Raw genomic sequence first — 19,259 nt, forward strand, 5'->3', positions numbered from 1 at the left:
GTTTGTCACGTGCCACACCAGTCCCAGATGTTTCCCAATGCCCCAATTCCCGGAAGGCCGCATCAATACACTCGCCTCCCATGTGTGAGTGGAACGTGGAGAACGGGCACCGAATGTGGTCGCTTCGTCGGGGCCAGGACCGGGACCGGGGTCGGCCGGGCGGCGACGCCGGCGCCGTCGCCTGATGGGGGCACGGCACAAACAAGCAAGGGACCCGCGGGCGCACTGGCTGCTGCTCGCCCTCACCCTGCCGGTGCTCTTCGGCGCCCTCCTCTTCCAGGGCTGGACCCAGAACGAGGTGGACGGCGCCAGGACGAAGCCTGCCTGCACGCAGCCCGTGCCCGCGTCGGCCTCCGGCGCGGGCCCGGTGCTGTCCATCGACGGCGGCCGGGTGTACAGCGCCTCGATGCGGCCCGGCACCGTCGCGCTCACCTATGACGGCGGCCCCTACCCGAAGGCGACGCCGAAGCTGCTCGCGCTGCTCAAGAAGCATCACGCGCACGCCACGTTCTTCCTCAACGGCGCCAAGGCCGCTCAGTATCCGAAGCTGGTCGAGCGGATCAGGGCCGACGGGCACGACATCGGCTCCAACACCTACACGGGCGCCGACATGGGCAGCTCGTCCAAGGTGCGCAGCAAGCTCGAACTGGGGCTGACCCAGAGCGCGTTCGCGGGCAGTGGCGGCTTCCACACCACACTCCTGCGGATGCCGATGACCACCACCGTCGCCACGATGTGCGGCGGCGAGTGGCCCGCCGCGCAGGCGGCGTCCGCCGACGGCTACACGCTGGTCGCGGCCGACCACTCCGGGCAGCGGGTCAGGGACGGCCTGGTGCGCCAGCTCAGCCAGACCTCGCTCGGCTACCGCGAGACGGCGAAGCTGCTGGCGAATCCGCAGGCCAGGAACTTCGCCACCATCACGGAGGGCGCGCAGACCAACCAGCGGGCGACGGAGGAGGTGGCTGCGCCCGTGCGCTGGCTCGGGCAGGGCCTGATCTGGTTCCAGACCCTCGGCCGCAGCTTCGTCTCGGCCATCTCGTGGGTGCTCCTCGCGGCCGCGGGCCTCGGTGTGCTGCGCCTGCTCGTGCTCGTGCTGTTCGCCCGCGCGCACGTCAGACGCCTTGAGCGGTTCCGTCCCGGCTCGCCCTGGCTGCGCGAGATCCGCGATCCGGTGACCGTGCTCGTACCCGCGTACAACGAGGAGGCGGGCATCGGCGCGACGCTGCGTTCGCTGCTCGCCTCGACCCACCAGCCGATGCAGATCATCGTCATCGACGACGGGTCGAGCGACCGCACGGTGCAGATCGCGAGCGAGTACGCGGCCCGTGACGCGCGCGTGCAGGTGCTGTGCCAGCCCAACTCGGGCAAGGCCGCGGCCCTCAACCACGGCCTGAAGTACACCCGTTGCCCGTACGTCGTGATGATCGACTCGGACACCGTCTTCGAGGCCGACGCGATCCAGCGCCTGGTCCAGCCGCTGGCCCACCCGGCCGTCGGCGCGGTCAGCGGCAACACCAAGGTCGGCAACCGCAAGCGCCTCCTCGGCCGTTGGCAGCACCTGGAGTACGTCTTCGGGTTCAACCTGGACCGCCGGATGTTCGAGGTCCTGGAGTGCATGACGACCGTGCCCGGCGCGATCGGCGCCTTCCGGCTCGACGCGCTGATGGGCGTCGGCGGCCTGAGCGAGGACACCCTCGCCGAGGACACCGACCTCACGATGGCGCTGTGGCGGGCCGGCTGGCGGGTCGTGTACGAGGAGACGGCCATCGCCTGGACCGAAGTACCCACATCCCTGCGGCAGTTGTGGCGCCAGCGCTACCGCTGGTGCTACGGCACCCTGCAGGCGATGTGGAAGCACCGGGGCGCGGTCCTGGAGGTCGGGCCCGCGGGCCGCTTCGGGCGGCGCGGCCTTTCCTACCTGTTCCTCTTCCAGGTCGTGCTGCCGCTCCTCGCCCCGATGATCGACGTCTTCATGTTCTACAGCGCCGTGTTCGCCGGTGACACGACCACGTCCGTGGTGGCCTGGGTGGGCTTTCTCGCCCTCCAGATGGTCGTCGCGGCGTACGCTCTGAAGCTCGACGGAGAGCGCAGGCGCACGCTCTGGTCATTGCCCTTCCAGCTGTTCGTGTACCGGCAGTTGATGTACCTCGTGGTCATCCAGTCCGTGGTGGCCTTCGTGGGCGGCAGCCGGTTGAAGTGGCAGCGCATGCACCGTTCCGGAACGGCCGCCGCGGCGGCCCAGCACATCGTCAGGACGGCCGAAGAGCCGGACCTGCCGGTCGCGAGGTGACGACCCTGAACCCCAGTGCACACACCCCGACGCCCTACCCGTACGGCGAGTACGAGGCGGAGCAGCACCCGTACGACGGGCAGCAGCATCCGTACGAGGTGGAGCAGAACCCGTACGAGGTGGATCAGTACGGGCACGGGTACGAGTACGCCCCCGAGCCCCACTCGTACGAGGTCGAGCACCACCCGTTCGACCCGGTGCCGGCCAACAGGCCCGGCGGGCGGGCCGACGGCGGGTACAAGCGCAGCGAGCGCGAGCCCAAGCGCAAGCGGCGGCGCACCAAGTTCGGGCTCGTGGTGCGCGGGCTGTGCCTGCTCGTGCTGCTGGTGCTGCTCGCGGGCGCGGGGACGTACGTATGGGCGGGCACCCGGCTCGACGGGGAGGTCGACCTCGCGTCGCTGCCGAGCAGGGCCGCGCCGGGCAAGGGCACGAACTACCTGATCGTGGGCTCCGACAGCCGCGAGGGCCTCAGCGAGAAGCAGACCAAGAACCTGCACACCGGTTCGTCGCTCGGTTCCGAGGGCCGCCGCACCGACTCGATGATGGTGCTGCACACCGGCGCCCACGGCACCACCCTCACCAGCCTGCCGCGGGACTCCTGGGTCACCATCCCGCCGTACGTGGACCCGAAGACCGGCATCCACCACAAGCCGGCGAAGAACAAGCTCAACGCGGCGTTCTCGCTCGGCGGCCCCGAACTCCTGGTCCGCGCGGTCGAGTCGAACACCGGGCTGCGGATCAACCACTACACGGAGATCGGCTTCGCCGGGTTCGTCGGCATCGTCGACGCGGTCGGCGGCGTGCCGATGTGCGTCGACCGGCACATCGTCGACGACAAGTCGGGGCTCGACCTGGCCAAGGGCTGCCACAACCTGACCGGGCGCGAGGCGCTCGGCTTCGTGCGCCAGCGCCACCAGGAGAAGGAGGGCGACCTCGGCCGCTCCCGCAACCAGCAGAAGTTCCTCTCCGCGCTGGCCAAGAAGGCGTCGTCGCCCGGGGTGCTGATGAACCCGTCGACCATGTACGGCACCGCGGGCGCGGGCCTGGACACACTCATCGTGGACAAGTCGACCGGGGTTCCGGAGCTGACCCGACTGTTCAAGGCGATGAAGGGGGTGTCCTCGGGCCAGGGCAGGCAACTGGGCGTACCTGTGCGCACGTTGGGCTTCGCCACGTCCAAGGGCAGCGCCATCCTCTGGGACAGGCAGAAGGCGAACCGGTTGTTCACGGAGCTCAGGGAGGACCGCCCGGTGACCGGATCAAGCCCCGCCGGCGATTGAGGCGCGGGGTCCGGGGCAGAGCCCCGAAACCGCAACCCCGGCCCTGGCTACAGCGGAGCGCCGGTGCTTGGCTGGGGGCATGACGACTCGATCCCGGCGCACCATCGAGTACATCCGCTATCGCATCCCCGAGGACCGCTCCGCCGAGTTCATGGCGGCGTACACCCGCGCGTCACAACAGCTGGCGGCCTCGGAGCACTGCGTCTCGTACGAACTCACCCGCTGCGAAGAGGACTTCGAGCACTTCATCCTGCGCATCGTGTGGACGTCGACCGAGGACCACCTGAAGGGCTTCCGCACCTCCGAGCTCTTCCCGGTGTTCCTCACCGAGATCCGCCCCTACGTCGGGTACATCGACGAGATGCGCCACTACACGCCGACCACGGTGCGCGGAACGGGCTCGTCGGACCCCACGCTCTTCGAATGGGCGGGCGGCGCCGAGGCGTTCGGCCGTCTGACGTCCGTGTTCTACGAGAAGGTGGTGAAGGACGACCTCCTCGGCCCGCTCTTCGCCGACCTCCCTGCGGAGCACGCGGACCATGTCGCCCTGTGGCTCGGCGAGGTCTTCGGCGGCCCTTCGGCCTACTCCGAACAGCACGGCGGCCACAGCCACATGGTCGCGATGCACATCGGCAAGGGCGTCACCGAGCCGCAGCGCCGCCGCTGGGTCAACCTCATGCAGGACGCGGCCGACGAGGCGGCCCTGCCGACGGACGCGGAATTCCGCTCCGCGTTCCTCGCCTACATCGAGTGGGGCACACGCCTCGCCGCCCACTTCTCGGGCCCGGAGGCCGAGCGCCCGGAGGAACAGCCGGTACCCCACTGGACGTGGGGCGCGGCGCCTCCGTACCTGCCCTGAGAGGCGCTACGCCGGGGACATGACCTCGTACAGGTTCCGGGCGTCGTCGGCGAAGAAGCGGGCGGCCGTGGTGTTGTCGACGGCCGGGACGATCGTGTGGTTGAGGCTGACGGTCATGAGGGGCTCCCGGGTGCGGCCAGCGAACCGTGCAGCAGTACGTCGACGAGTTCGGCCGGTGTCGGGTTCAAGTCCGCTTCAGGGGAGCGGAGTTGGGTGAAGAGCATGCCGAGGAAGAGCGTGGCGAGCTTGTCCGGGGGCAGCCGCAGGGCGTCCCGGTCGGGCTCGATCAGCTCGCTCAGCGCCTCCCGCATCGCCTGCGCGGACGCCTGCCGGCCGTCCTGGGTGGGCCGCTCGCCCTCGGGTCGGCCGCGCCGCCGCCCCGACGCGTAGAGCCCGCCGACGACGGCGCCCATCCGGTCCAGATGGGCCCGCATCGCCTCGGCGGCCTCGGCGAGCCGGGCGGTGAGCGGCTGCTCCAGATCGATCGAGGCCAGCTCGCGCCGCACGTGCTCGGGGCTGACCGCCTCGGCGACGCAGGCGTCGAGCACCTCGTCCTTGTCCTGGAACACCCGGAAGATCGTGGCCTCCCCGATCCCCGCGGCGCGAGCGATCTGCCCCGTGGTGACGGCCCCGCCGTACTCGGCGACAAGCGGCAACGCGGCCGCGACGATCATGCTGCGCCGCTGCTCCGGACTCATGCCGGGAGCGCGCTTCCTGGTGGTGGCTGGCATACGCCGAAGGTACGGAGTGAGCGCTCACTCCGTCAAGCGGTTGGAGCCCTTCCCTTGTGGCGAGGGCCCGCAGGGTCCGGGGCAGAGCCCCGCGACGTCTACAGCTTCGCCCGCAACGAGTCGTCCACACCCCAACTCGCAAGCAGCCGCAGCGCTTCCGCCGATGCCGTACCCGCCTCCGCGTGGTACACGGACAAGAACTGCCCGTCATCGTCCGGCAAGTGCAACGTCTCGTACGCGAGCGTCAGTTCACCCACCAGAGGGTGCCGCATCCGCTTCACGCCGTGGCCCTTCTCCTTCACGTCGTGCGTGGCCCACAGCCGCCTGAACTCCTCGCTCTTGACGGAGAGTTCACCGACGAGCGCCGACAGCTCCGGGTCCTCGGGATTGCGCCCCGCGTACAGCCGCAGAAAGCTGACCATGTCGGTCGCCTTGGAGTCCCAGTCGACGAACAGCTCCCGGTAGTCCGGGTTCAGGAACGTGAGCCGCGCCCAGTTCCGCTCGGCGCGCGGCATGCGCCCCCAGTCGCCGAAGAGCGCCGCCGCCATCCGGTTCCAGGCGAGGATGTCCGAGCGCGCCCCGCCGATGTAGGCGGGCACGCCGTCCAGCGAGTCGAGCAGGTGGCGCAGCGCCGGCCGCACCTGCTGCTGCCGCTTCGGCGCCGGCGACCTGCGGCGCTGCCGCGTCGGGCTCGCCAGGTGGACGAGGTGCGCGTGCTCGGTGTCGCTGAGCCGCAGGGCGCGCGCGATCGCGTCGAGCACCTCCGCCGACACATTGCGCCCGTTGCCCTGCTCCAGGCGTGTGTAGTAGGCGACCGAGACCCCGGCGAGCTGCGCCAGCTCCTCGCGCCGCAGGCCCGGCACCCGCCGGTGCCGCCCCATCGAGGCGAGCCCCACGTCCTCGGGCTTGAGCCGGGCCCTCCGGGTGCGCAGGAACTCGCTCAGCTCGGCGCGCCGGTCCAGATGGTCCGGGCGGTCCGCCGCCGGTTCCCTGGCCGCATCGTTCTCGTCCATGCTGTCCAGTATTCCCGGTCGTACGACCGGGAGCCTGACCCCACCAGTAGTAGGACCACTGGACGTACGCAAAGCGGTGACCTGCGCATACTTTGCCGATCGGGCGCGGTGGGCGCACGCTTGGAGCCATGACCACGACTGTTGCCGCATACGCCGTTCCCAGCGCCAAGGCCCCGCTGGAGCGCACCACCATCGAACGCCGCACTGTCGGCGAGCACGACGTACTGATCGACATCAAGTTCGCCGGAATCTGTCACTCCGACATCCACCAGGCCCGTGAGGGCTGGGGCGAGGCCATCTTCCCGATGGTGCCGGGGCACGAGATCGCCGGTGTCGTGGAGGCCGTCGGCGCGGGCGTCACCAAGTACAAGGTCGGCGACCGGGTCGGCGTCGGCTGCATGGTCGACTCCTGTGGCGAGTGCGAGCCCTGCAAGTCCGGGTTCGAGCAGCACTGCGTCAAGGGCAACGTCCAGACGTACAACGCCGTCGGCAAGGACGGCGAGCCCACCTACGGCGGCTACTCGCAGAAGGTCGTCGTCACCGAGGGTTTCGTCGTCGGCATCCCCGAGGGCCTCGCCCTCGACGTGGCCGCGCCGCTGCTCTGCGCCGGCATCACCACGTACTCCCCGCTGAAGCACTGGGGCGCGGGCCCCGGCAAGAAGGTCGCGGTCGTCGGTCTCGGCGGCCTCGGCCACATGGGAGTCAAGATCGCGCACGCGCTCGGCGCGGAGGTCACCGTCCTGTCGCAGTCGCTGCGCAAGAAGGACGACGGCCTGAAGCTGGGTGCCGACCACTACTACGCGACGAGCGACCCGAAGACCTTCGAGGAGCTCGCGGGCACCTTCGACGTCATCCTCTCCACGGTCTCCGCGCAGGTGGACTTCGGCGCCTACCTGGGCCTGCTCAAGACGGGCGGCGCCCTGGTGAACGTCGGCGCCCCCGAGGAGCCGATCTCCCTCAACCTGTTCTCCCTCATCGGCGGCAACAAGGTGCTCGCCGGCTCCATGATCGGCGGCATCGCCGAGACCCAGGAGATGCTCGACTTCTGCGCCGAGCACGGCCTCGGCGCCGAGATCGAGCTGATCGAGGCGAGCCAGGTCAACGAGGCGTACGAGCGGGTCCTCGGCTCGGACGTGCGCTACCGCTTCGTGATCGACGCGGCGACCATCTGAGCGCCTCCCGCACATCACATCGGTCATGACGTCATGGCCTTCATGACCTGAGAGGTCATGGCCGCCCTCCCCGGGCCCCGGCAGGATCGTCCTCGTACCCACCAGATCCTGCCGGACCCGAGGGAGGGCTCTTTCATGACCGCCTACGCGATCGCCGTACTCGGCACCACGCCCGGAGCGCCGCACCCCGACGTCCTCACGTACATCGAGCGCGTCCAGTCCACGTTCACCCCGTACGGCGGCCGCTTCCTGGTCCACGGCAAGAAGGGGGAGTGGATGGAGGGGGAGCCGCCCGGCGGCATCGTGATGATCGAGTTCCCCGACCTGGAGGCGGCCCACGCCTGGTACGCGTCCCCCGCCTACCAGGAGATCCTCCCGCTGCGCACCGACCACCTGCCCGGCAGCCTGGTGCTCCTGGACGGAGTGCCGCCGGGGTACGACGCGGCGCGTACGGCCGCGGCCATGCGCGAGGCGTAGGCCCAAGGACCCAACGGCCCGGTCGCGAACGGCGTCACGCTCGCCCTACGGGACGCGCCGCGGCCGTACCCCGTCGAGCGTCGGCGCGACCGGTCGCATCAGCCCGTCCGCCCCGAACGTGACGCGGTCGATGGTGGTCTCGCGGTGGGTGCCGTCGCCGCCGGGCATCCCGAACCGGTGGTAGGCGATGTACCACTCGTCGGTGCCGGGCACGCGGAGCAGCGAATTGTGCCCGGTGCCGAGGATCCCCTGGGCCGGATCCTTCTCCAGCACCACGCCGCGGTTGGTGAACGGCCCGTACGGCGAGTCGGACGTGGCGTACCCGACGCGGTAGTTCTCGCTGCGGGTGTCGTCGATCGAGTACGTGAGGTGGTACAGGCCGCCTCGCCGCACCATGAACAACCCTTCCCGGAAGTCCTCAAGTCCCTTGATCTGTCGTGCTTTTGACGGGACGTACGACGTCATGTCGTTCTCGTCCAGCGGTACCACCCACGCCGAACCGTTGCCCCAGTACAGATACGTCTGCCCGTCGTCGTCCGTGAAGGCGGCGGGGTCGATGGCCTGTCCGTCGCCGTCCGGGTTGGCGGCGATCAGAACCTTCCCGCTGTCGGTGAAAGGACCCGTGGGCGAGTCGGCCGTGGCGACCCCGATCTTCGCCTCGGCGCAGTAGTAGAAGTAGAACCGCCCGTCCTTCTCGGCGATGGTCGGCGCCCAGGCGCGGGACTCGGCCCAGCTCACGTCCTTGCCGAGGTCGAGGATGACCCCGCGATCGACCCAGTGGACGAGGTCCTTCGACGACCAGACGCTGAAGGTCGTACCGCTCCAGCCGTCGAACCCGTCGTTGGTCGTGTAGAGGTAGTAAGTCCCCCCGAACGCGACGATGTTGGGATCGGCGTGGAAGCCGGGCAGTACCGGCGTCCGCATCTCCACGGCCGACACCTTCCATTTGCGCCGCTCGCCGGCCGCCGAGGTGACGGTGTACGTGACGGGCCGCCGCAGGTCCACCCGCTTGCCGCTCGCCGGGCTGATCCGGGCGCCGGGCGCGAGAGTGAACTCGGGTCGCAGGGCGCGCAGTTGCGTGCCCGGCTCGACCGGCAGCACGACGGTCGACCCGTCGCCCTCGATGACGGCGGGCACCTTCAGCTCCTTCGCCTCCACGCCCCGGATGCGGGTGGCGTTGGCGGGCAGCGCGGCGATCTCGTCGGCGGACAGGGCCCGGTTGTAGAGCCGTACGTCCCGCAGCCGCCCCTTCAGGGTGTGGTCGGAGGCGTACTGGGACCGGCCCAGATAGTTGGCCGTGGTGCGCCCGCCGCCGATGTCCGAGGGCATGAGGGTGACGGCGCTGTTCCGGGCGGCGACCGCACCGTCGAGATACAGCAGCGCGGTGTCGCCGTCGACGGTGTACGTGACCTGGGCCCAACGCCCGCGCGCCAGCCCGGTGTCGGACGCGGCGGCCTGCTCCTTGCTCCAGTTCCCGTCGGACAGGGCGGCCCGGAAGCCGCTGTCGGCACTGCCGCCCGTGGCGAAGAGATAGCCGTCGCCGGAACCGGTGGAGGAGGCGGTGTTCCCGAACCCGTACAGGAAGTACGGCGTCGCCTGGTCGCTGTCGACCCACACCTCGGCGGCGACGGTCACCGAGTCCACGCCGGCCAGCATGTTGTCGGGCAGCTTCACGTGTCCGCTCGCGCCGCCGAGCACGAGGGCGCCGTCGTCCCAGTCGGCGTCCCCTGCCGCGGTGCCGTGATAGCCGTGCCCGGAAGTGTCCTTCGCGTCGCTGCCGAGCGGCCAGTGGGCGACGAGCCCGTCGGCGTCGGCGCGCACGGGAGCGACGCCCCACTTGGCGTCGACCCGGTCGAACTCCGCACGCGTCAGCGGGAGTACGGTCCCGTGTCGCGGGGCCGCGGGCAGCCGGTAGTCGGCGGATTTCGTCCACTCACCACCCGCCAGATCGGTGGACTCGAAGGGCATGTAGCCGGTGCCGGTGTAGTCGTCGATGAACAGGTACCACTTCTCTTCACTGTTGGACTTGAAGACGAGCGGCCCCTCGCCCTGCGCCATGGAGCCCATGCCGATGCCCTCGGCGACGGTCTCCCAGTCCGTGGAGAGCAGGTCCTCGGACTTCTCCTCCAGGATGAACTTCCCGTACGGCGACTGCGACGCCGACCGCTCGTCCTTCGTGAACCGGTAGTACGTCCCGTCGTGCGCGATGACGGTGGAGTCGATGACCGAATACCCCGGGTCGTTCCACACCTTGGCCTCGGTGAAGGTCACGAAGTCCGTGGTCGTGGCGTACAGCATGCGGTTGTACGTGTCGCCGGTGTGCTCCGGGTCGTCCTCGCCGTACAGCTTCGACGCCCAGAAGACGACGTACGCGCCGAGCTCCTCGCTCCAATACGCCTCGGGCGCCCAGGTGTTGCCCGCGGTCTCCGGCGAGACCCGCACCGACCGCGGCTCGCCCCACTGCACCAGGTCCGCCGACTCCCACACGATGATCGACCGACTGCCGTGCCGCTGCACGTAGTCCCAGCCGGCCCCGCCATGGATCTTCAGGTCGGTGGCGATGAGAAAGAACTTGTCCCCTTCGGGCGACCGGATGACGAAGGGGTCGCGCACACCCTTGTCGCCGAGGTCGGAGGTGAGAACGGGCTCGCCTCCATTCAACTCCCGCCAGTGGAGCGGGTCGTCGCCCCGGCTGAGTGCGAGATGGATCTGCTCACCGTCCGCGCTGCCCTCGCCGGTGAAGTACACGAAGAGATAGCCCTCGTATCCGCCGGCGTCGGCGCTCCCGGCGCGAGCGCGAGCACTGGCGGGGCTCGGGGAGGCGAGAGTGGAAGCCCCCAGAGTGAGCGCTCCGGCGACGAGGAGGTTCCGTCGGGACAGGACGGCGGCGGGCGGACGGGACGTTCCGTTACGGGGCATGCGTACCAGTCCTCGGGGTGCGGGGGAGTCCGTGGTGGCGGGGGATGGCAGGGGTGTCGGCGTTGGCCAGTGAAGAAGTACGCGGTCGCCCGGTCAAGATCCTGGATGCACATTGGTCCGAGAAATCGAAGCTCGATCGAGATCCCGAACGTAAAATGCCGCGAACTGCCCTACAGTGCCCACCCTTTGAGGTGTCAGGGCCGAGCCCCACGTCGAGCCACCGGCACATCCGGTGAACGGTCCCCTCCGCGACGGCGGGTCAGTGCCGCAGCGTCGCCGGGCTTCCGCCGTTCGCCTCGTAACCGGCGACGGCGAGCGCCCGGTACACGGCGTACGAGGCCGCCGGGTCGTACTCGGCGGTCCACGGGATCGCGCCCACGTGGCCGTCGACGTGCACGAGTTGCCGCATCGCCTCGGACCAGCGCTCGCTGCGCACCAGGAAGAACACCAGCAGGTGCCGTACGTGCGCGAGCATCGGGTCGTCGGGGCGCGCGGCGTGCACCGCGAACAGCGCCCCGTGCAGCGCCTTCGTGACGACCTCGCTCTCGTAGAACCCGCGCACCAGGTTCACCTCGGGCACGTGCTCGTACAGCGCGAACAGCGGCAGCGCCGCGAGCAGCGAACCGCGCGGCGCACGCGCGGCGGCGGCCTCGGCGAACGAGAAGGCCTGCTCGCGCGAGCCGTGCCACTTCTCCGTCCAGTACCGGAGGCCGGCCAGATGCGCGCCCATGTGGCCCGGCGCGGTGTCGAGGATCTTCAGCCACAGCTGCTCGAACTCGGCCTGCGAATAGCCGAGTCCGCGCGCGACGGCGAGGTGCGTGATGTGCGGGACGGGGTCGCCGGGAGCCAGCATCGCCGCCTGGTCACAGGCATTGCGCGCCTCTTCGAGGACGATCCGCTGCTCGTCGGGAGTGCCGCCGCCGCGCCACGCCTGCTGCACGAGGAACTCGGCGAAGACCTGCGCCCCGCCCGCGTCCTTCGGCGCCTGCGACCGCCACGCGTGCAGCCATCCGGCACCGAGCCGCGGCGTCTGCTGGGCCTCGAGGGCGGCGGCACCGGCGATCGCCTGTACCCGCTCCCACCGGGTCTCGGTCTCCTTACCGGTCCCGGCGAGGAGCTGGGAGGCAGCGGTGAAGTCCTGATTGCGCTGCACGACCGACATCACGTCGAGCAGATCCTGGTCGGGCCCCGGCAGCCGGACGTCCAGGTCCTCCTGAAGCATGAACCCGTAGTCCGCCGGGTCCGCGGCGTCCGGGGACCCCGGAGCGACCTGCCGAATCCCGCCGCGGCGCCGCAGCAACTGCGACACCACGAGCCCGATCATGACCGCGGCCATCAGCCCCCAGAGAATTCCCATATCAACAACGCTAACGTGCCGGTCCGACACGGGGTTCCCGGCCACAGTGGCGACAAAAGGGCGCTGCGCCCCACCTCCGCGCGCGCGAGCGCCTACGCTCGGCCCCCATGAGCGACACGCACAGCCACAGCGGCAGCACCCCGCGCGGCTTCGAGACCACCGCCATCCACGCCGGCAACACGGCCGACCCCGTGACCGGCGCCGTCGTCCCGCCGATCTACCAGGTCTCCACGTACAAGCAGGACGGCGTGGGCGGCCTGCGCGGCGGTTACGAGTACAGCCGCAGCGCCAACCCGACCCGTACCGCCCTTGAGGAGAACCTCGCCGCTCTGGAGGGCGGCCGACGCGGCCTCGCCTTCGCCTCCGGGCTCGCCGCCGAGGACTGCCTGCTGCGGACGCTGCTCAGCCCCGGCGACCACGTGGTCATCCCGAACGACGCGTACGGCGGCACGTTCCGGCTGTTCGCGAAGGTCGTGATGCGGTGGGGCGTCGAGTTCTCGGTGGCGGACACCAGCGACGTCGAGTCGGTGCGCGCCGCGATCACCCCGCTGACCAAGGCCGTGTGGGTGGAGACGCCCTCCAACCCGCTCCTCGGCATCACCGACATCGCGGCCGTCGCCCAGGTCGCCCGCGAGGCCGGGGCCAGGCTCGTCGTCGACAACACCTTCGCCAGCCCCTACCTCCAGCAGCCGCTGGCGCTCGGCGCCGACGTCGTCGTGCACTCGATGACCAAGTACATGGGCGGCCACTCCGACGTCGTCGGCGGCGCCCTCGTCGTCAATGACCAGGCGCTCGCCGACGACCTCGCATACCACCAGAACGCGATGGGCGCGGTGGCGGGCCCGTTCGACGCCTGGCTGGTGCTGCGCGGCATCAAGACGCTGCCCGTCCGCATGGACCGGCACAGCGAGAACGCGACCCGCGTCGCCGAGATGCTCTCCCGCCACCCGCGGGTCACGAAGGTGCTCTACCCGGGTTTGCCCGAGCACCCCGGGCACGAGATCGCGGCGAAGCAGATGAAGGCGTTCGGCGGCATGGTGTCGTTCCAGGTCGAGGGCGGCGAGGAAGCGGCCGTCGAGGTCTGCAACAGGGCGAAGCTCTTCACGCTGGGCGAGTCCCTGGGCGGCGTCGAGTCCCTCGTCGAGCACCCCGGCCGGATGACGCACGCCTCCGTCGCGGGCTCCGCCCTGGAGGTCCCCGCCGATCTCGTACGCCTCTCCGTGGGCATCGAGTCCGTCGACGATCTGCTCGCCGACCTCCAGCAGGCGCTCGACAAGTAGTACTCCCCGTAAAGGAGTTCACCAGCCGGTCAGTTGTGGAGTCGTCTTCGAGGGCGGCTCCACCCACGGCCGCTCGACCGTCGCCCACACGACGAACGTCACGACGGCGACGACCAGCACGAACCACATCAGCCGCGACGCCGCCCGGCGCCGCTTGCGCGCGCGGCCGCCCTTGCGCATCGCGTCCGCGCACAGTTCCGTCGGCACCACGGGCGCGGGCCCGCCGTCGAGCACCGCGCGCACGGCCGCCTCATTGCGCTCCTGGAGACTCATACCGGGGCCGCCCCTCGCAGTTCGGCGGGCGCGGGGCCGCGCGGCGGGTGCAGGACGAGGGCCATCGCCCGCGCGTGCACGGTGCGGACGCGCTCCGCGGGCAGCCCGAGCAACGACGCGGTCTGCTCCTCGCCGACCCCTTCGAAGAGCCGCAGCACGAGGACGAGCCGCTCCTGGGGGCTGAGCAGGCCCAACGCGCCACCACGCGCGCGGTGCTGCCGCCATGAGCCGCGGGCGAACCGGACGGCCAGCTCCTTGCGCGCGCAGTCGTAGGGATCCTCACCCCGAAGCCGGTCCCAGGAGGCGTACGTTCGGCCGAGGACGGTCGTGAGCAGCTTGCGCGCGCGAGGGTTGGCGTCCGGCGGCTCCGTCGTCAGGAGCGTCGCGGCACGCAACAGCCGCCCGGCCGCGCCCGCGACGAACGCCTCGAACTCACGGGCCCGGCGGGCGTCACGCAACGCCTGCCGTTCTCGCACCCTTCATATGAGGCCGACCGCGGCTCCCTGGTCAAGAGGCGGGAGCCGCTCATGCCGTACCCGTGCTGCCAGGGAACCGTCAGGAGTCGGCGGGCGGCGTCGGCTGGCCGTGGCGCGCGGAGAGCGCCGAATTGAAGCGCGCGAGGAGCGCGCAGAACTGCTCGCGCTCCTGCGGCTCCCACTCCTGCGTCAACTGCGCCATCAATTCCTGCCTGGATGTGCGTACCTCGTCGAGCCGTGCCGCACCGCGCGGCGACAGCTGCAACACCACCGCACGTCCGTCCTCCGGGTGAGAGGTGCGCTTGACGAGACCCGTGTCGACGAGCGGGGCGACCTGGCGGGTCACCGTCGAGGAGTCGATCCCCATGCTCGACGCGAGCGCCTTGACGCCCATCGGGCCTTCCTTGTCGAGGCGGTTGAGCAGCAGATAGGCCGCTCGGTCCATCGAATTGCGCACCTGCCCGACCCCGCCGAGCCGGGTCTGTTCGGCGCGACGGGCGAAGACCGCCACCTCGTGCTGGAGCGTTTCGAGGAGGCCGGGGTCACCAGCGGTCGTCATGTCCATCGTTTCCTGTGGTGTGGGCATGGCCGGGGGCTCACTTCATGCGTGGGTGGTGGATTGCACTGGATTGGCCCACAGGGTACGCGGCGAAAGCGCTGGCCGTACCGGCCGTGCGCAATCCGGTCTCGCAGCGTGAGCATCCCGAGAGACGCCCGCCGTGAGCTGCAAGACTTTCGTCATGAGCAACAGCGCGTCTGACTACTTGCCCGCCCCGACGCCCGCGGTCACCCTCGACGATGTCCGTGGCGCCCAGAAGATGCTTTCCGGGGTGGCACGGCTGACGTCGATGGCGCACAGCCACCACCTCTCCCAGCTGGCCGGGACGCCGGTCCACCTCAAGTGCGAGAACCTCCAGCGCACCGGATCCTTCAAGCTGCGCGGCGCCTACGTGCGGATCGCGGGCCTGCTGCCCGAGGAGCGGGCAGCCGGGGTCGTGGCCGCGAGCGCGGGCAACCACGCGCAGGGCGTGGCCCTCGCCTCCTCGCTCCTCGGCGTGCGCTCCACGGTGTTCATGCCGGTCGGCGCGCCCCTGCCGAAGGTCGCCGCGACCCGCGAGTACGGGGCCGAGGTGCGCCTGCACGGCCAGGTGGTCGACGAGACCCTCGCGGCGGCCCAGGAGTACGCGGAGCAGACAGGGGCGGTGTTCATCCACCCCTTCGACCACCCGGACGTCGTCGCGGGCCAGGGCACGCTCGGCCTGGAGATCCTGGAGCAGTGCCCGGAGGTGCGGACGATCCTGGTCGGCGTCGGCGGCGGCGGACTCGCGGCCGGCATCGCGGTCGCGGTGAAGGCGCTGCGGCCCGACGTGAAGGTGATCGGCGTGCAGGCGGCGGGCGCGGCCGCGTACCCGCCCTCGCTGGCCGCCGGGCACCCGGTCGCGATCCAGTCCCCGTCGACGATGGCCGACGGGATCAAGGTGGGGCGGCCCGGCGACGTCCCGTTCGGGCTTGTCTCCGGCCTGGTCGACGACGTCCGTACGGTCTCGGAGGACGCGCTCTCCAGCGCGCTGCTGCTCTGCCTGGAGCGCGCCAAGCTGGTCGTCGAGCCGGCGGGCGCGAGCCCCGTGGCGGCGCTCCTCAGCGAACCCGGCGCCTTCGAGGGCCCGGTCGTCGCGCTGCTGTCCGGCGGCAACATCGACCCGCTCCTGATGCAGCGCGTCCTCACCCACGGCCTTGCCGCCGCGGGCCGCTACCTGTCGCTGCGGCTGCGTCTCACCGACCGCCCCGGCGCCCTGGCCACGCTCCTCCAGGTGTTGTCAGTGGCCGACGCTAACGTCACCGATGTGAGCCACGTACGGACCGATCCGCGGCTCGGGCTCACGGAGGCGGAGGTGGAGCTGCACCTGGAGACCAAGGGTCCCGCGCACTGCACCGAGGTCGGCACGGCGCTGCGGGAGGCGGGCTACACCGTCATCGAGTAATTCCGTGGCGGTACGCGATACATCGCGATAGTGTGTGGCGCGCTTCACCCGTTCGCCGGGCACGTACGGCCCGGCAAATTTACACTTTCTCCACGTAAGGCTGCGTAAGTCACGTAACGCCGCGTACGCGGGCACAGCACGCATCAGGTAACACCCACACACTGGGGGAACCAATGCCAGGCGCCATCTACGCCGAAGGTCTGGTGAAGACCTTCGGCGATGTAAGGGCTCTGGACGGCGTCGATCTGGACGTACCGGAGGGCACCGTCCTCGGCCTGCTGGGGCCGAACGGGGCGGGGAAGACGACGGCGGTGCGCTGCCTGACGACCCTGCTCACGCCGGACAGTGGCAAGGCGGTCGTCGCGGGCATCGACGTACTGAAGAACCCGAACGAAGTGCGGCGCTCCATCGGCCTGTCCGGCCAGTTCGCCGCGGTCGACGAATATCTGACGGGGCGCGAGAACCTGCAGATGGTCGGGCAGCTCTACCAGCTGTCCAAGAAGGACGCCAAGAAGCGGTCCGTCGAACTCCTCGAGCGCTTCCACCTCGTGGACGCCGCCGACCGCCCCTCCAAGACGTACTCGGGTGGCATGCGCCGCAGGCTCGACCTCGCGGCCGCCCTCGTCGTCTCCCCGCCGGTGATGTTCATGGACGAGCCGACGACCGGCCTCGACCCGTACAACCGGCAGCAGCTGTGGGAGGTGATCCAGGAACTGGTCGCCGGCGGTACGACGCTGCTGCTCACGACCCAGTACCTGGAAGAGGCCGACCACCTGGCGCACGACATCTGCGTCGTGGACCACGGCCGCGTCATCGCCCGCGGCACCGCCGACCAGCTCAAGGCGCAGACCGGCGGCGAGCGCGTCGAGGTCGTGGTGCACGAGCGGGAGCACATCACTGCGGCCCGGGAGATCCTGGCCGGCTTCGGCAAGGGCGAGGCCGCCGTCGACGAGCACACCCGCAAGCTGACCGTCCCGGTCACCGGCGGCGCGAAGCTCCTCGCCGAGGTCATCCGCGACCTGGACGCGCGCGGCATCGAGATCGACGACATCGGCCTGCGCCGCCCGACCCTGGACGACGTGTTCATCTCGCTGACCGGCCATGTCGCCGAGGAGGCGGACGCGGCCGATGCGGCCGATGCGACCGAGGAGACGAAGGGGGCGAAGCAATGAGCGCCTGGAACGACTCCCTGGTCATAGGCAAGCGCAACCTGATCCGGATGACCCGGATCCCCGAGATGATCCTGTTCGGGATCATCCAGCCGGTGATGTTCGTGGTCCTGTTCACGTACGTCTTCGGCGGCTCGATCGCCATCCCGGGCGCCGGAGTCAGTGCCGACGCCTACAAGGAATTCCTGATGGCCGGCATCTTCGCCCAGACCGTCACCTTCGCCACGGCGGGCGCCGGCGCGGGCATCGCGGACGACATGCACAAGGGCCTCATCGACCGGTTCCGCTCGCTGCCCATGGCGCGCGGCGCCGTGCTCACCGGCCGCACCCTCGCCGACCTGGTGCAGACGGCGGTGACGCTGGCCGTGCTCGCGGTGGTGGCGCTGCTCGTCGGCTGGCGCACGCACGAGAACCTCGGCAAGGTCCTGGCCGGGTTCGGCCTGCTCCTGCTGCTCGGGTACGCGTTCACGTGGATCGGCGCGCTGATCGGCCTGTCGGTGCGCACCCCGGAGGCGGCGACCTCCGGCGGCCTGATCTGGCTCTTCCCGCTGACGTTCATCTCGAACGCGTTCGTGCCGGTCAACGGCATGCCGAAGTTCCTTCAGTACATCGCGGAATGGAACCCCTTCAGCGCCACGGTGGCGGCGGCCCGCGAGCTGTTCGGCAACACGATCGAAGGCGTACCGAAGTCGGTGACCGGTGCCTGGCCCATGGAGCACCCGGTCTGGGCCTCCCTGATCTGGTCGGTCCTGATCATCCTGGCCTTCCGCACCCTCGCGGTGCGCAAGTACCGCAAGGCGGCCTGACACATGAAGGCGGCCTGACACATGAGTGGGGCCCCGCGGCGTGCGTGCCGCGGGGCCCCACTCATGTGTCTGCAGTGCGTCAGCCGCTGAAGGGCTCCGCCTTGAGGATCCTGACCGAGGCCTTCTTGCCGTTCGGCAGCTCGTAGTCCACGTCCTCGCCCACCTTGTGGCCGTTGACCCCCGTGCCGAGCGGGGACTGCGGCGAGTACGTCTCGAAGTCGCTGCTCGCGTACTCGCGCGAGGCGAGCAGGAACTCCAGGGTGTCGTCCTCGTCGCCATCGAAGGCGATCGTGACAACCATGCCGGGCGCGACGACGCCGGTCGCCGCCGGGGCCTCGCCGACCTTGGCCCTCTCCAGCAGCTGGGTCAGCTGGCGGATGCGGAGCTCCTGCTTGCCCTGCTCCTCCTTGGCCGCGTGGTACCCGCCGTTCTCCCGCAGGTCGCCCTCCTCGCGCGCAGCGGCGATCTTCTGAGTGATCTCCTCGCGCGCGGGACCAGACAGGTACGCCAGCTCGTCCTTGAGCTTGGTGTACGCCTCCTGCGTCAGCCAGGTGACGTCTTCGCTGGTCTGGGTCACAGGTCGCTCCTCGTAGGTACTGGGTATACAAAGCATCGCCCTACTCAGAAGGATGTTCCCTACTGAGTGGGCGAAACCACGAGCCTAACAATTCAGGCGTGAAAGGGGGAGGACAAAAGGCATCAGCGTTGCGTCGGCGCAGGTCAGCGCCCGCCGTTTCGCCGACCTCGTATCGACAATCAGTCGGCGTGACAGCCCAGGAGCTCGGCGGTCGTGCCGTCGCCCGTCGTCTTCAGAGTGACGACCTTGTCGATCCGCTCGGTCTTCTGGTCGAAGCGGAAGTCGGCGCGTCCCACCTCGGCGCCGGCGGCGTCCTGCGAGCGGATCGTGCAGTAGCCGGTGGCGTCGGTGTCCTTGCGGATCTCCAGGTGCGCCTGGACGTTGTTCTTGTTCGTGTCGAAGGCGATGACCTCGCCGCTGAACTTGCTTCCGCCGACGACGTAGTACCAGCCGAACCAGATCATCAGCGCCGCGAACAGGGCGCCGAGAATGATTCCGGTGATCTTCAGCTTGCGGTCGGCACGGGCGTCGGCGGAGCGCGAGGATCCGTATCGGCCCTCGGGCAGCTGCTGCACGGCGCTCATCCGCCAGTTCCTCT

At 70.1% G+C, this 19,259-nt stretch carries 18 protein-coding genes; 9 read left to right on the top strand and 9 right to left on the bottom strand.

The window, feature by feature from the left end; all coding sequences use genetic code 11:
* Nucleotides 1-184: 184 nt before the first annotated feature.
* The 3 genes from OHA73_RS27015 (at nucleotide 185) to OHA73_RS27025 (ending at nucleotide 4,429) form a co-directional block, all read left to right on the top strand.
* Complete coding sequence (locus OHA73_RS27015; protein ID WP_327656345.1) at nucleotides 185-2,290, top strand: bifunctional polysaccharide deacetylase/glycosyltransferase family 2 protein; 2,106 nt, start codon at nucleotides 185-187, stop codon at nucleotides 2,288-2,290.
* Nucleotides 2,287-3,570: an LCP family protein gene (locus OHA73_RS27020; protein WP_327656346.1), complete on the top strand. Its 1,284-nt coding sequence runs from the start codon at nucleotides 2,287-2,289 to the stop codon at nucleotides 3,568-3,570. Before OHA73_RS27015 ends, OHA73_RS27020 begins: the two co-directional genes overlap by 4 nt.
* Nucleotides 3,571-3,649: 79 nt before the next feature.
* Complete coding sequence (locus tag OHA73_RS27025) at nucleotides 3,650-4,429, top strand: group II truncated hemoglobin (RefSeq protein WP_327656347.1); 780 nt, start codon at nucleotides 3,650-3,652, stop codon at nucleotides 4,427-4,429.
* Nucleotides 4,430-4,542: 113 nt separating this feature from the next.
* On the opposite strand, the gene OHA73_RS27030 is transcribed toward OHA73_RS27025, so the two are convergent.
* Nucleotides 4,543-5,160 (bottom strand): TetR/AcrR family transcriptional regulator, encoded by a 618-nt coding sequence (locus OHA73_RS27030; protein ID WP_266713481.1) that lies wholly within the window; start codon nucleotides 5,158-5,160, stop codon nucleotides 4,543-4,545.
* Nucleotides 5,161-5,258: 98 nt separating this feature from the next.
* Nucleotides 5,259-6,173 (bottom strand): MmyB family transcriptional regulator, encoded by a 915-nt coding sequence (locus OHA73_RS27035; protein WP_266713483.1) that lies wholly within the window; start codon nucleotides 6,171-6,173, stop codon nucleotides 5,259-5,261.
* Between the two features lie 128 nt (nucleotides 6,174-6,301).
* Here OHA73_RS27035 and OHA73_RS27040 point away from each other — a divergent pair, with 128 nt between their 5' ends.
* Together OHA73_RS27040 and OHA73_RS27045 are read left to right on the top strand one after the other, a co-directional pair.
* Nucleotides 6,302-7,345 carry an NAD(P)-dependent alcohol dehydrogenase gene (locus tag OHA73_RS27040; protein ID WP_267069416.1) on the top strand — a complete coding sequence of 348 codons (1,044 nt, stop codon included), beginning with the start codon at nucleotides 6,302-6,304 and terminating at the stop codon, nucleotides 7,343-7,345.
* Between the two features lie 135 nt (nucleotides 7,346-7,480).
* A complete protein-coding gene (locus tag OHA73_RS27045; protein ID WP_267069415.1) occupies nucleotides 7,481-7,822 on the top strand; it encodes a DUF1330 domain-containing protein in 342 nt (113 codons plus the stop codon).
* 45 nt (nucleotides 7,823-7,867) lie between these two features.
* On the opposite strand, the gene OHA73_RS27050 is transcribed toward OHA73_RS27045, so the two are convergent.
* Together OHA73_RS27050 and OHA73_RS27055 are read right to left on the bottom strand one after the other, a co-directional pair.
* A complete protein-coding gene (locus tag OHA73_RS27050) occupies nucleotides 7,868-10,741 on the bottom strand; it encodes a family 43 glycosylhydrolase (RefSeq protein ID WP_327656348.1) in 2,874 nt (957 codons plus the stop codon).
* A 259-nt stretch (nucleotides 10,742-11,000) separates the two neighbouring features.
* Nucleotides 11,001-12,098, bottom strand: a complete 1,098-nt coding sequence (locus OHA73_RS27055) for a hypothetical protein (RefSeq protein WP_267069413.1) — start codon at nucleotides 12,096-12,098, stop codon at nucleotides 11,001-11,003.
* Between the two features lie 107 nt (nucleotides 12,099-12,205).
* Between OHA73_RS27055 and OHA73_RS27060 the strand changes: the two genes are divergently transcribed.
* Entirely contained in the window at nucleotides 12,206-13,378 is a 1,173-nt protein-coding gene (locus OHA73_RS27060; protein ID WP_327656349.1) for a cystathionine gamma-synthase, read from the top strand.
* An 18-nt stretch (nucleotides 13,379-13,396) separates the two neighbouring features.
* On the opposite strand, the gene OHA73_RS27065 is transcribed toward OHA73_RS27060, so the two are convergent.
* The 3 genes from OHA73_RS27065 to OHA73_RS27075 all read right to left on the bottom strand — a co-directional run bounded on the left by OHA73_RS27065 (nucleotide 13,397) and on the right by OHA73_RS27075 (nucleotide 14,692).
* Nucleotides 13,397-13,651: a hypothetical protein gene (locus tag OHA73_RS27065; RefSeq protein WP_266713495.1), complete on the bottom strand. Its 255-nt coding sequence runs from the start codon at nucleotides 13,649-13,651 to the stop codon at nucleotides 13,397-13,399.
* On the bottom strand, nucleotides 13,648-14,127 hold the full coding sequence (locus tag OHA73_RS27070) for a sigma factor-like helix-turn-helix DNA-binding protein (RefSeq protein WP_266713497.1): 480 nt from the start codon (nucleotides 14,125-14,127) through the stop codon (nucleotides 13,648-13,650). Before OHA73_RS27070 ends, OHA73_RS27065 begins: the two co-directional genes overlap by 4 nt.
* Nucleotides 14,128-14,206: 79 nt before the next feature.
* Nucleotides 14,207-14,692 (bottom strand): MarR family winged helix-turn-helix transcriptional regulator, encoded by a 486-nt coding sequence (locus OHA73_RS27075; protein WP_266718819.1) that lies wholly within the window; start codon nucleotides 14,690-14,692, stop codon nucleotides 14,207-14,209.
* A 175-nt stretch (nucleotides 14,693-14,867) separates the two neighbouring features.
* Here OHA73_RS27075 and ilvA point away from each other — a divergent pair, with 175 nt between their 5' ends.
* The 3 genes from ilvA to OHA73_RS27090 all read left to right on the top strand — a co-directional run bounded on the left by ilvA (nucleotide 14,868) and on the right by OHA73_RS27090 (nucleotide 18,084).
* Entirely contained in the window at nucleotides 14,868-16,109 is a 1,242-nt protein-coding gene (ilvA, locus tag OHA73_RS27080) for a threonine ammonia-lyase (RefSeq protein ID WP_327656350.1), read from the top strand.
* A gap of 173 nt (nucleotides 16,110-16,282) precedes the next feature.
* Nucleotides 16,283-17,281: an ATP-binding cassette domain-containing protein gene (locus tag OHA73_RS27085; RefSeq protein ID WP_327656351.1), complete on the top strand. Its 999-nt coding sequence runs from the start codon at nucleotides 16,283-16,285 to the stop codon at nucleotides 17,279-17,281.
* Nucleotides 17,278-18,084: an ABC transporter permease gene (locus tag OHA73_RS27090; protein WP_267069410.1), complete on the top strand. Its 807-nt coding sequence runs from the start codon at nucleotides 17,278-17,280 to the stop codon at nucleotides 18,082-18,084. The genes OHA73_RS27085 and OHA73_RS27090 overlap by 4 nt, the downstream gene beginning before the upstream one ends.
* A gap of 79 nt (nucleotides 18,085-18,163) precedes the next feature.
* On the opposite strand, the gene greA is transcribed toward OHA73_RS27090, so the two are convergent.
* Together greA and OHA73_RS27100 are read right to left on the bottom strand one after the other, a co-directional pair.
* The gene (gene greA / locus OHA73_RS27095; RefSeq protein ID WP_266713505.1) at nucleotides 18,164-18,661 is read right to left on the bottom strand and encodes a transcription elongation factor GreA; all 498 of its coding nucleotides are present in this window, start codon (nucleotides 18,659-18,661) and stop codon (nucleotides 18,164-18,166) included.
* 179 nt (nucleotides 18,662-18,840) lie between these two features.
* Nucleotides 18,841-19,245 carry a DUF4307 domain-containing protein gene (locus OHA73_RS27100; protein ID WP_327656352.1) on the bottom strand — a complete coding sequence of 135 codons (405 nt, stop codon included), beginning with the start codon at nucleotides 19,243-19,245 and terminating at the stop codon, nucleotides 18,841-18,843.
* Between the last annotated feature and the right edge of the window lie 14 nt (nucleotides 19,246-19,259).

The organism is Streptomyces sp. NBC_00483, assembly GCF_036013745.1.
Taxonomy (GTDB): domain Bacteria; phylum Actinomycetota; class Actinomycetes; order Streptomycetales; family Streptomycetaceae; genus Streptomyces.